The 11,890-nt window shown below is 55.5% G+C and carries 9 protein-coding genes; 1 reads left to right on the top strand and 8 read right to left on the bottom strand.

Going from position 1 to position 11,890, the window contains the following annotated elements; translation table 11 throughout:
- Window position 1: 1 nt before the first annotated feature.
- From DFO46_RS15245 to DFO46_RS15225, 6 genes are all read right to left on the bottom strand, one after another.
- Complete coding sequence (locus DFO46_RS15245) at window positions 2-2,263, bottom strand: hypothetical protein (protein ID WP_120277855.1); 2,262 nt, start codon at window positions 2,261-2,263, stop codon at window positions 2-4.
- Complete coding sequence (locus DFO46_RS15240) at window positions 2,260-3,030, bottom strand: hypothetical protein (RefSeq protein WP_120277854.1); 771 nt, start codon at window positions 3,028-3,030, stop codon at window positions 2,260-2,262. Before DFO46_RS15240 ends, DFO46_RS15245 begins: the two co-directional genes overlap by 4 nt.
- Window positions 3,027-3,200 carry a hypothetical protein gene (locus DFO46_RS23925; protein WP_183041907.1) on the bottom strand — a complete coding sequence of 58 codons (174 nt, stop codon included), beginning with the start codon at window positions 3,198-3,200 and terminating at the stop codon, window positions 3,027-3,029. The genes DFO46_RS15240 and DFO46_RS23925 overlap by 4 nt, the downstream gene beginning before the upstream one ends.
- 534 nt (window positions 3,201-3,734) lie before the next feature.
- Complete coding sequence (locus DFO46_RS15235; RefSeq protein WP_120277853.1) at window positions 3,735-6,227, bottom strand: ATP-binding protein; 2,493 nt, start codon at window positions 6,225-6,227, stop codon at window positions 3,735-3,737.
- Between the two features lie 412 nt (window positions 6,228-6,639).
- Window positions 6,640-7,947 (bottom strand): hypothetical protein, encoded by a 1,308-nt coding sequence (locus DFO46_RS15230; RefSeq protein WP_120277852.1) that lies wholly within the window; start codon window positions 7,945-7,947, stop codon window positions 6,640-6,642.
- A gap of 164 nt (window positions 7,948-8,111) precedes the next feature.
- Window positions 8,112-8,654 carry a recombinase family protein gene (locus DFO46_RS15225; RefSeq protein WP_120277851.1) on the bottom strand — a complete coding sequence of 181 codons (543 nt, stop codon included), beginning with the start codon at window positions 8,652-8,654 and terminating at the stop codon, window positions 8,112-8,114.
- A 240-nt stretch (window positions 8,655-8,894) separates the two neighbouring features.
- On the opposite strand from DFO46_RS15225, the gene DFO46_RS15220 reads away from it, so the two are divergent.
- Window positions 8,895-9,965 (top strand): hypothetical protein, encoded by a 1,071-nt coding sequence (locus DFO46_RS15220; protein ID WP_147412775.1) that lies wholly within the window; start codon window positions 8,895-8,897, stop codon window positions 9,963-9,965.
- Window positions 9,966-10,129: 164 nt separating this feature from the next.
- Here DFO46_RS15220 and DFO46_RS15215 read toward each other — a convergent pair whose 3' ends face one another.
- Together DFO46_RS15215 and rnhA are read right to left on the bottom strand one after the other, a co-directional pair.
- Window positions 10,130-10,954, bottom strand: coding sequence for a hypothetical protein (locus DFO46_RS15215; RefSeq protein ID WP_120277849.1), 825 nt, complete (start codon window positions 10,952-10,954; stop codon window positions 10,130-10,132).
- A 74-nt stretch (window positions 10,955-11,028) separates the two neighbouring features.
- The gene (gene rnhA / locus DFO46_RS15210; protein ID WP_120277848.1) at window positions 11,029-11,538 is read right to left on the bottom strand and encodes a ribonuclease HI; all 510 of its coding nucleotides are present in this window, start codon (window positions 11,536-11,538) and stop codon (window positions 11,029-11,031) included.
- Window positions 11,539-11,890: the final 352 nt, after the last annotated feature.

The following is an 11,890-nucleotide window of genomic DNA, read 5'->3' as shown; positions in this document are numbered from 1 at the left end:
ATCAATCGTCCCAATCAGTATTTCGTGCCCGGATATCAGCGATTTCGTCTGCCGCTCGGCTCGTGTCTTTGGTGTTGACGCTCGGCTCCGTGACATCCGGCGCTGCCGCGATTAATGGCGGGGCTTTTGCTCCGGCTCGCTTCGAGCGAGGCTCCGTTGCCTTGACGCGCTTTGGTTTGACCAGATCAATGCGGCCGCCTCCGACGGGTGTCGGCTCGATATCAATCGTTTTCGTGAATTCCAGCCGTTTGCGGTTACTGCTGATGAACCGCGCCAACTTCTGCGCGATGTTGTGCTTCACACGCAGTGCGTGGAAGTCCATCAACTCGTTCTGAAGGGCATTTTTCGATTCCAGCAGTTCGGCTGCGCTCTCGATCTTCTTGTGATGCTTCAGGTGGTATTCCATCACCTTTTTGTGCTGGAACCGGCTGAGCCCCGAGGCATACTTCTGGTCCGAAGGCGTCGCAGGTACTGCAAAGACGCGATTTTGATAGGGATCATGAACCCACACCTTCTCCAGGTTTTTCGGATCGCGGACGAACCGGTATCGCTTGCCCTTCTTGTGTTTGGGATGGAGTTTGAGGGCGTTCAGCGCATGGCTTTGGTAGATGATGTGTTCCCACTGAACTCCATAGCTCTGGATCGTCAGTTCCTTGGTATTGCCAGCAAGGCGGATGAAGATTTGCTCATCAACGGGTCGCGCTGGTTCTGAGAGGGGAATCCCCTTTTCCCAAAGCTCTGCCGGGATGCCTTTGGCTCTAGCGATGTGTCCGAGCCCGGCATGAGGTTGGCGATTGTATACCTCGCCGTAGTATCGGTATAAGAAACCCCGGACTTCCTGCAGCGTCAGCACTGGGATGCCCTTCTTTTTGACCTCGTCAAAAAGCTGCCGCTCATCAATTGATCCCGTTGTTGAACCCGGCAATCGGTGGACGAGGTTGCAGTCCGTGAGATGAAACAGATGTTCTTCCGCACCTTTCTCATGCGGATGACCCGGACGGTACTCGACAATCTGAAAGCCAAGCTGGACGGCCGCATTGCGGATGTCCTTCTCGATGAAGTGCTTCGCGTTATCGAGACCAAGGCAGGTCGCCCGTCCATGCCATGGAAAGGCCATCCCTTCCGGAAGGTCTTCCGGGCGTTTGGGGAACATGGCGTTTCGGAGGCCACTCAAGAAGACATCGAAGCTCGGTGGGCCGAAGCTCAATTCGAAGCCCAGCAAGATGCCGCTGTGACGATCTCTGAATGTCAGCAGGTCAGGTCTACCGAATGCGATTGGCATTTCGTCGTCGATGACTACGATGTTGAGAGTCGTGTGGTCGATATCGACAACGTCCAGCGGTCTTGTCGGCCGTTCTACGCGAATTCTTGAGGCGTGTTTTCGTTCGGCAAACTCCGGTCCGTATCGCAGCAGGTCCCGCGTGAAGTGGTCCGTGTCTTGCAATCGCCGTTGCAACGTCCGGTCCGACATTTTGAATTCGCCGTTTTCGAACATCCCCTGAAGATCGGCGTATTCGCCGTCGGGGCTGCACAGAAAAGCAATTCTGGCTTTGACCGAATGCCACGTTCCTTCCGGATCGGACCAGGCGTCCTGGACTGCCAGCGCCACCATTGCTTCCACACGCTTGGCAAAGACCTGTCGACGGTTGCCCGTTCGCAGCTTGGGAGCGAGAGCCAACATCCGGTCGAAGTGGCGTCCATCTCTGTCTTGCTGAAGCCAACGGTAGCAGCTGGCCGTTGAGGGAGCAGTTTCATTTCTTTCGGCAGCGATTTTGAGCCTGATCTGGTCAATGATTTTTCGCGAACACGCGGCTAGTCCCTGTTCGACGCACGCTTCCAGAATTGCGTTCACGTACGCCGCTTTGCGTGCCGCCACATCCAGCTCTGGCTGTTTAAGCATTAATGCACTGCCCGGCGTGCGCGCGCGCTCCTCCTTTTCCGAAACGTAAACCGGCCTGATCTGCGAGTTGGCATTGAGGTGAGCGATCTGAAAATGCGTCAGATACACTTGCGCGCCGAATTGCACGTCTTCGAAGACGACCATCGCTGGCGTGTCGGCCGTCTTATGAAGCCACTGCTTTACAATGAAATGCCCAAAGCTCTCATGGTCAGGGGTGTACAGGTAATAGCGGTCGTTGACGTTCAGCTTGAACTGTTGCGTCTCGCCGACCGAGGAGTCGTGAGCTGGAACGCACAGCAGTGAAGGGTTCAGAAGCTTGTGAACGGGGTTCAAAAACTGAAAGCGATCAGGGACTACACTCATTTGTGCAAGCTCCCGTAGCGGCTGACGATACTCGTTGCCGAGATCGGTCTATCGAGTTCGATCTCCAGGTCGCCGGTGATGACCAGATGCATCAAGCTTGCAAACGCAACACTGCGTGGCTGAGACGGGTCACCTGTAGGCTGCCCAGCACCGTCGCTGAGCGAAGGTTCGAGCCTCTCAAGCAGGGTGCCCAATCTCTCCGGCATACGAAGGTTGTGCAATTGATCTCTGATGGCGCGGATCGGCAGGTCGGTATTCGGGACTGCCTTGTGCGACCAGATCGTCTTGATGTTATCGAATAACGGCTGAGCGTGGATGCTGCGCTCATCCAGAACGGAATAATGGCAATCGTAGAGATCGCTGAAGTACTCGCGCAGGTCATGCTCCCGCATCCGGTACCAACGGCTCTTCGCGCTGATGCGGTAGGGGACAAAGTCAATGAAGACGACGCTTCCGTCCTTCATTCGGACGGCCAAATCGGGAATGTGCTCGTACTTCTTCAAGTCACCTTTCTCGTTGGGCCGACCGTAGCCGACCTTTACAGGATACGGCGCGATAGCAGTCACCTGCGGGTCGGTGTCGATGTGCATCAGCCCGGCAGCCATGAGAGGCAGCCGGTACCGGATCAACCCTGTCGGACATTTGGTGGTTGGAAACCAGCCAGGCAGGGTCTTGTGCATCACGGTGGTCGGTGGCGTCCACACAGGCTTCGCGTCCGAGCTGAAGATGCCGGAGAGGCTATGGCGGGCTGTTCTTCCGCTGCTCATACCCGTTGCTCCCGTACTTTGCGGCGGTGGGCCACGACAGGCTCAGCATGCGGCTCTTCAAAGCCCTGACGGAGACGGTGAACGATCTCTCGCGGTACGCCGATCTTGTGCAAATCCTCGATGTTGAATTGCGAGCAGAGATCGTCAATTTCTTCCCAAAATGCTTCCATTAGACAAACTTCCCTGGTCACACGCTCCGCTTGGGAACGCGCGTTAAAGACGGTTTCTGAAGTGCGAGGGTTGCTCAGAAACCTATGTGGGAATTTGCCTGGAGCCGGTCACGGACCATGCCCATGACGACCGCCTGCGAAAATGCGCGGCATTTCAGGAGAAAAACGGATGGAGGGACAATCTCGGACATTTCTACCACCTGGACATCGAAGGAATGAACTGGTGGGACGGGCTCAGCACATCGCGCTGGCCAGGAAACGTGACTCAGCGAAACAGAGGTGAACGGCCGTCCCGTTCTGATAGCTCTATCTGCGATATGTGGGTCACGTCTTGCTCCGCATCGGAATAGGTTGCTGTAATCACACACAACGTGTTCGCAATTTGTTCTAAAGTCAAGGGCAACAGGCGAACCGTGGAGCCCTGCGGCTTGAACATGGTTAATCGCGCTTAAATAGCTTCTTTGATACACACGGTCTCAGCGACTTTCGCGCATGCTTGATGGGCATTACCCCCATCAGCGGCAGCTCATTTACTCAGACCAATCTGAAGCGTCCCGGATGCCGGGGTTGTTTTTTGGGCGGCCCCGCCCGTGGTGTGCGCTTTCCTGCGGGGCGCTCGGTTGAAGATATGGCTTTTACTTGTCGGCGGGCTTCCGTCACCTGCGCATAAGCGGGCGTGGACGGAATATTCATCCGAATTGAATCGACCTTCAGCAGATAACGGAGAAAAATATCGCGCAATTCCAGAAACGCGCCTCCGCGTACCCGCACGCGAAGCTCATCTCTGACGGACAGATCGTTGATGCCCGTCGTCGTTCCCATCTGCTCGACATAGACGGTCGAGGTCGTAACTAGTTCGATATGTGCCACACCTGACTCTTTGATCGATACCTTGTCGGCCATTCCAATGACCTCAACGTTTGGGTCAAGAGCCTCTATTAGGCGTCGTTCATATAGTCGTCTCACCGCTTCTAGGAGAACCTCATTGGGTACACCACACCGCTCGAAGTAATCGGCTAAGTCTGCGGTAAGCCAATGCGCGGCATCAACGTCTTTCGACCGATTGCTGTTCAGGCGCTGCCTCAGCACCCACAGGATGTAGAACGCCAACAACGGCGAACCTGGTCTCTGTGGGTTCGTTTCAAATACGTTGGTGATGAAGTCGTTTTCGACTTCCGTAAACCTATCGTATTCCCCCTTGATAAGTGCCCTGTGCGTGCGGAACTTGTCGGTGGTCACGCTAGGACCACCGAACTTTGATTTTATGATTTCGTCGATTTTTATCTCGGGCGAGAGAAAAATTCTTTCTGCGATCTTGAGCATTCGCCGGATATCAAAGTTTCCGAGACGACCGATTAGTCCAGATACGTAGTCATTTTCAACGAAGACCTTTTCCACTGCCTCCGCAAGCATTTGAAGGTTGTTGACCTCGATCTGGAAGCCCTTGCGAGAAAAATAGGACTTGGCAGCATTTGGTTCCGCACGGAGCTTCGCTTTTAAGAACGTCACACGTCTAGATATGATTTCCTTCGCCTCTGGCACGGGTAGATAAAAGCTCTTCGCGGAATAGCTCTGCAGGGCACCAGCTTTCGCCAGCCGCCAGATAGTGCGGTCGGTGATTGGGACAATGTTAAAGACTGCTCCTGCGCTTTCTAGTGAATGTGCAAGCTGGTACACTGCGTCTTGGACTTCCACCGAGAACTGGTCGGTGTTGTCAAAGATCAGGCACGGCAATCTTTTATGGCCGCTGGAGGCCCATTCAAGAAGCAAGCGTACGTATTCGTCTGGATGATTTTCCCGGCGACTTTCCATGTGAACTCCGAACTGTTCCTTGAACAATTCTCGGTCACGCTCATACAAAGGTCGACGGCTGCCGGTTTTCCAGCGCTGGTATTCCCTGAAGAAGATACCCTGCAGGTCCTCATACGTCGGTGGGTCGTTACTGCAGACACCAGCCTCAAGAATGTCGCGAAGCTGGAGGATCGCCCAAGAAACAATTCTGCTGGGGTCGCCGTGGTAGTTGCCCAGATCGACCCGTGCTACGACGCAACGCTCTCGGATCGAGAGGGGTAGTATCTGGTCAAAGAACCGATCCACGAAGGTGGATTTTCCAGAGCCTTTATTGCCGATAAGCAAAACCGTTTCTGACCGTTGTGAGGTCATAGCCCGTTCCAGCTCGACCTGGAGTGCGCCTCCACTGTCGGTGCTTATGGGGGCGATATTATTGAGCACCTTCTGGATGATTTTTTGTAGCTCCAGATCAGCCTTCCTGCTCTCGCCAGTTTCCACGAAGCAGTCCCTCAGCATTTCTTTATCCTGGTCCCCTGAGAGCCTGGAAAAGAACTGAGAAAACAGGAGTGCGGCATCATTCGCTAGGGGGTCACGTCTCTTCATCTTCGCTTCGCCAGGAGGGAAAACGAAGTAGTGCTGCTCAGCGTCGCCCACTTTCATACCTTCCGCTCCATCGAGGTGCGCAAGGTGACGTCGGTCGACAATCGCGATTGGACTGAGAAGCTCAGCGAAGATTGCAAAGTCGGCAAAAACTGATGCGAGTGTTGGGAAGAGTATGCCCTTCCCTTCGAGTGGAGGCCTTCCATCGGTGCGTGCCGCTTTGAAGAACAGCCAAGCCTCTCCGTCAGTGACGGCTGCAACCGGTGCCCCTTTTTCAACCGCGTAGCCGAACGCTTGGCGTATGCCGGGAAGGAGTGGTTTAACGACCGGGCCACTGAGGCTTACTTCCGTAATGCGCTCGGCTTTGGTGGCTGGCGCTAGTACACCAACTCGCTTCGCCTCGACCACCAGGGCGTTCCTTCGTTCACCGATGGTGAGAAGGTAATCGATGTAGCCAGATTCTGTCGTTGGTTCTGTGAAAACAGCTTCGTGCGACCAACCCAGAACCTCAAACAGAATGCGGTCGATAGCCTTCAGCCGGGTATCGCTTTCGTTGACACCTATGACGAGAGATGCACGAATCTCGGTTTCCAGCGACTTGAGGCGATCAAAAGCGTTATCTGCAAGATTGGACACGATTTTCCCCGTCCTCGAAGCGCAACTATAACAAGTGTGCCAATCGACGTGGGATAAGGCAATACGGTACACCTAGCTGCGGTAGCTCTATGGCCGCCAAGGACTGGCAAGCGTTTGGCGTTGGGGAGGGCAGAAGAGCGATATTGGCGAGGGAGCCTGTGCCGACAACTGCTTTGTGAGCAGCTTTGTCTCACCTCATGTGGCGACCAGTCTCACTTTGAGTGGCGACGGTCTCAACTTATGTGGCGAACTACAGGAAAATGGTGCTGCTAGAGAGATTTGAAGTCAAGCATCTAGCGTGAAACATGCTGGAAACGCTGGTGAAGCGCTGGCGGGTTCGGAGGCGGTGTGTACCAGTCGCGTGTCCTTAGGTCAACGCTTCAGTTGAGGCGGGCCTCGGTTCACCCTACTTCTATGCTTCAACTTCCTTAGGCGTTGGAAGTGACAAATCCTCCAGGATTTCCGCCATGTCTTGTGTGGCTAACCAGATAAGAAAGCCTTTGTCGACTACATGGAGATTTCGATTGGCACCGTCATAATCCAGAACGATTGGCCTGACGCCTTTGCTGTTCTGTAGGGACTTGATCGAAGCCAAAGCCTGCGTGATGTTGCCGTTATTCAGGTTCTCGCCCTTGGGATGATTGGCTTTGATCCGCTTTGAGATCTCCCTCAGTCGGATGCCTGCCTCAAGTTGGGTGATTGAAAAAGTCAGTATGGCGAAGATTATCCATCTCGGCATCTCCAGATCAGTCTGCTGGAAGCCGTCGGAAACGTTCATGAGGAAACCCTCGTAACGGCCTCGTTGTTCGTTGACGACCTCCTTGATCAGCGAGGTCGCCTCCGCCTCCGTCCCCAGAGTGACCAACTTGTCGCTGGTCTTAAACACGCCCGCTTTGCGGCACATTCTCCTGCAAGCTTCCTGGATGAGGTGGACGCTGTTGAAGCAGTTGGCGATAAGGGCGTCCTTGAATTCATCGGTGAACTGAACGCATAGCAAAGCTTCACCTGCTGCGATGACTTCGCGAAGACTTGGCTCATTCCACGTATCCACGTCGACAGAATAAACGCGCTCTGTAAGGTCGCCGTTGTAGGCTATGAGCCGATTTTCTTCGCGCCATACCCCGGTGATCACGAAACATATTTTAGATTTTTCGTGAAAAGCTTTAAGGGCAAACGCGAAATCCCGCTGCGTCTCTTCTGGAAGGTAGTGGAAGTCTTCAAGCACGATGAACTTCTTTAAGCCGACTTCTTCCAGAGCGCGGATAATGTCGTTGGCATCGCTTGGGTCGAGTTCAAGGCTCCCAGTTACATGCTGGTTCTCAACGGAAGCCTCTCCTTCACCCTTCGCCTCTACCGAGCCCTTAGCCACCACTGGTAAGCCAACGCTTCCCTTAGCAAGTGCTGAAATCTTGGCTGTGCCTGAGACCGTCTTGGAAGTGGAAAGCCTCACGACATACCCGGCTTCTTTGAGGATTGCCGAATGCAATTCGGGAAGTCCCCATTTGTTCTGACACGAAATTGTCAGGAAATCGTCAGGGTTCAAGCAGTGTTTCCGCAGGCAGGTCTTACCTTGCTTAGAGCTGCCATAGATGACGATATGGTGATCTCGGGTGAGGCTGTCTATCAGCTTGCCATCGACCTCAGTACGAGCAACATAATTGCCTGGGACATCTCGGCTCACACCAAAGACATCATCGACCTTCCATACCTGCTCCGCCATCACCCACCCCACGATCCCATATCGACGCTATGCACTCTTATGTTGCTGCGGAGTTCTTTGCAATCGAAGCGGCCGCTGTCGACTACCAAAAAAACAGACACCCCGTCCCTCGCATTGGTTGCGCTTATCGCGGCATTTACTGCTGGGAAGCCGTGGTAGAGATCTTACCTTACCAAAGCCAACCGATACACAGTCGAGCGCGCGACCTTGAGTTCCTTCGCTATCGTAGTGGGTTTCTTACCGGCAGCTATAGCTTCCCTGACCGCATTCGCATCCACCGTTACCGGACGGCCCTTATAGCGCCCTTCTTCCTTTGCCTTGGCTATGCCCTCAAGTTGCCTTTCCTTCCTCAGGTCCGTCTCGAACTCGGCAATCGCGCCGAGCATAGTGAACATGAGGCGTCCGGTAGGCGTGCTGGTGTCGATGTGCTGCTCTGTCACAACGAGATCGACGCCTTTCCCCTGCAACTCCTGTGTGATGGCGTGAAGGTCGGTCACCGAACGGGCCAAGCGGTCAAGTCGCGTGACCATGAGAGTGTCACCTTTCCGAGCGAAGCGGAGGGCCTCAGCAAGCTTGTCGCGCCCCTCGCGGCTCGTCCCGCTGGCCTTGTCGATGAATAGCTCGTCTGCGCCGTGGCGGCTCAGGATATCCACCTGAGCGGCTTCGTTCTGGCCAGTGGAGGAGACGCGGGCATAACCGATTTTCATGAGGAACTTTCTGTCCGATAAGGTCTAAGATGAAACCGGAATAGTGTCCGATATGTCGAATGTCAACCCAAATCGGACACCTTGGGACTGCTCGCGGCTGTCCGACAAGGGTATACCCATACCGGACACCGTTGGTTTTCGTGCCGTGAGCTATTGCCGCCTAACGTGGATAACCTTGGGCGAGCTTGCTTAACACGGTTTGAAAAGGGTATTTTAGTTGCATCAAAAGGGATGATGCAATTGAACGGTCAAATCGACATTCCACAGCAGAACCTCATCAATATTCCCCTGTTCGACAGCGAGCCTGATGAAGCCCTGTTGGCGGAGATTAAGCAGCATATCCGCGAAACGCAGCGTCCGCATACATGGCGAGGACACTCTCACACTAAGCCGCCCCAGGGGGCATTTGTGGTCTACTGTGACGAGTTCAATGTGGCTGCCCCTGATACCGTTGAACGCGTGGCGCCTTGCCCGTGCTGCAACCCGTTCCATCCTCAGTACAAGAACTCAGGGAAAGTCGCGTGGTTTCCGGATGAGAAGGTCATTCGGTTGATCGGTCCGTTGTGCTTCAAACGGATAAACGCAACTGGGCACGAGAGTGCGTTGGTCGAGTTGCGGAAGAAGATGAAGGCGAGGCGCGAGCTGGAAGTCATCAAGGCGCACATTCCCACAATACAGGCGGTGATCGACTCAATCGATGCATTAGTGCCGATTGGCGAGGCGCTTGATGAATTCCGGGATGATTTCAATCGTGCCCTGGACCACGATTTGAACCTTCCATTCTTCCGAGCAGCGCGAATGGGTGTCCTGACGGTAGCAGAGAGAACCATAGTGCCCGTGGTCAGGGCAGACGGTTCAGTTGGGCAGCGGGTAGAGGAGAGGCCCACTGCATTCGCAACAGTAGTAGGGTACTCGATGTATGATCGCTCGGGGCCGGTAGCAGCCAAGAAGAGGTTGGCCCCCCTTCGATCGGCACTTGTCGAAATCGCGGCGCGGCTGAGCGCATCGGGTGATTTGGAAAAGCTCTCAGAAGCGGAACGAGTTAGGTTCGCAGAGAGCCTTCCTGCATCGCGGGACAAGCTGGCAGAGGTTCTTGAAGATGCTGGAGCTAAGCAATCGTTCCTGACCTCAGGCACCATTGACACTTTGGCGCAATGGGGACGGCACCCGCATGCGCTACATCAGTTTTCGATCCAGCGTAAGAGGAACGTCATCATCATGTCCTCTTCACGCCAAAGGTCGGAAGGACACGTAACGATACGTGTTCCTCCTGAAGCATTAGCCCATTTGCCGTCACTGCCTGCGATCTAAGCTTTGGATAAAGGCAACGGAGCATGGCGTAACCGGAGGCGCTGGCCGGGGCACGGGGGACGTTGCTCCGAGCCGCATAATCGAATGCTGCCTCGAAGATTTTTGCCAAAAAATGAGCGGTGAGGCTGGGAACTGTGCATGGGGAAATTCCCCAGCCTCAAGGATCAAAAGTCAACGTCCACGGGGAGTTCGTTAGACGCCTCAAGGTCAAGACCTGGAATGGTGCCGTCCCACTCTTCTCGGGCTAGATCGACCTCGAACGACCGCAAGAGCCGCCTAAGCCCCGCCGCGAGCCTGCTCCTGTCCGAGCTTCCGCCTTGTTCAAAAAGGCACCGTCCTTCAAGCAGCCAAGCGTCCATCGCGTGAGCAACGACCACGACCGGTGGTGGCGGCCCATCGCCACCCGCAGTGGCCTTTTCCGGCACCATCATTCCTGCCGCTTCAGATGGGAAGTCCGCCTTCATCCAGGCGATAATGGTCTTGTGGTCCCTCCCCATGTCTTTGCCCATGTCACGGTATGATTTGAAGTCGTCCCCCTTCCTGTGACGGCCCGCTTTGACATAGGCAGCGAAAACCCTGCGGCTTTCCCTCGCTTTAAGTTGAAGCCCGTGCGTGAAGTTCGCTAGTGCAGCCTGCAAACGTGCCTCGGCCTCCGTGAGGCTAACGAACGTGGCCTGCACGGTCATGCTTGCCGGACCACCCCTTAACCGTGCTTCGGCTGCCAGAGCCTCCAACACGGTGAAGCGGTGGTGTCCGTCGAGCACTATAGGGAAGCTTGCATCTCCCTCCACAAATGCGAGCGCCAGGGCCGGCAACTCGGTGCCAGCCCGATAGGCAGCGCGAATGCGGTGCATGTTCTTCTTGTCGAGCCGGTCCCTGACTTGCATGGTCGGGTCGATGCGGATGTCGGAGAGGTCGATCTCGAGCGGGCCGATAGGTTGCCCTGGAGCCACTTTTTCAAGCTTCTTTCGAATGGCTTCAATTTTCATCAGTGTTCCTTGCGGTTGTCGCATGCAGATGACTCTCCTGCGTCTGGAGAGCGCTGCCGTTTGTCGTGAGGAGCTTACCGTTCGCCGCGAAGAAAGCGGGCAAGAGCGCGTTTCGCGAGGGCATCGGCTCGCTCGTTATCTGGATCGCCAGAGTGGCCTTTGACCCATGTCCAGGTGACGTCTCGGTGCTCGACGAGTTCGTAGAGCTCTAGCCAGAGCCCCCGGTTTTTCACGGGCTCACCCGATGCCGTTCGCCAGCCTCTTGCCAGCCATCCCTCTCGCCATTCGGTCATGCCCTTGATCAGGTACTGGCTATCCGATTTGACGGTGACCGGAATGGTCCGGTTCTTGAGGAAGCGCAGCGCGTGCATCGCCGCGAAAAGCTCCATCTCGTTGTTGGTGGTAGCCTCCTGCCAGCCCGACAGCTGCTTAGGCTGCCGACGAAGAACACTCCCGTCCCAGGAAAGCAGTCGCGCGCCCCAGGCACCAGGGCCGGGATTGCCGCTGCAAGCGCCATCGGTGGCGATCTCGTAGCGTCGGTTACATTTGTGGGAAGTTGGGGCGGTATTGTTGATCTCAGACATCGAATTCCTTGTGGCGCTTGAACGCGAAAACGCCCCACCTCGGCTTGAGGCAGGGCGTCGATATGGGTTTCTGCCGGTGCCGACCCCGCCCCCTCGGCTGTTCTCCTAGGGGGTGGGATAATCCGCATGGCTCTTTGGGGGTGGGGTAATCGGTCCGATTGGTCAGTTCACGGCGGCGAACGCGCTCCAGCCAGCCCATGCCGCCAAGGCCCAACACGCTAGTCTGATCGGGAAAGCGAGAGGTGAGAACCGGAGTAGCGCCGACATGGCCTGACTGCTCCCGCACAGGAAGCCGTGGACAGCTCCCAGAAGACCATTGGTGACGATGTAGGCAGCTAGCCCGGCAAGAATG

The sequence above is a fragment of the Rhizobium sp. AG855 genome (assembly GCF_003610655.1).
GTDB lineage: Bacteria > Pseudomonadota > Alphaproteobacteria > Rhizobiales > Rhizobiaceae > Allorhizobium > Allorhizobium wuzhouense.
This window is presented reverse-complemented; position numbering and strand designations above follow the sequence as displayed.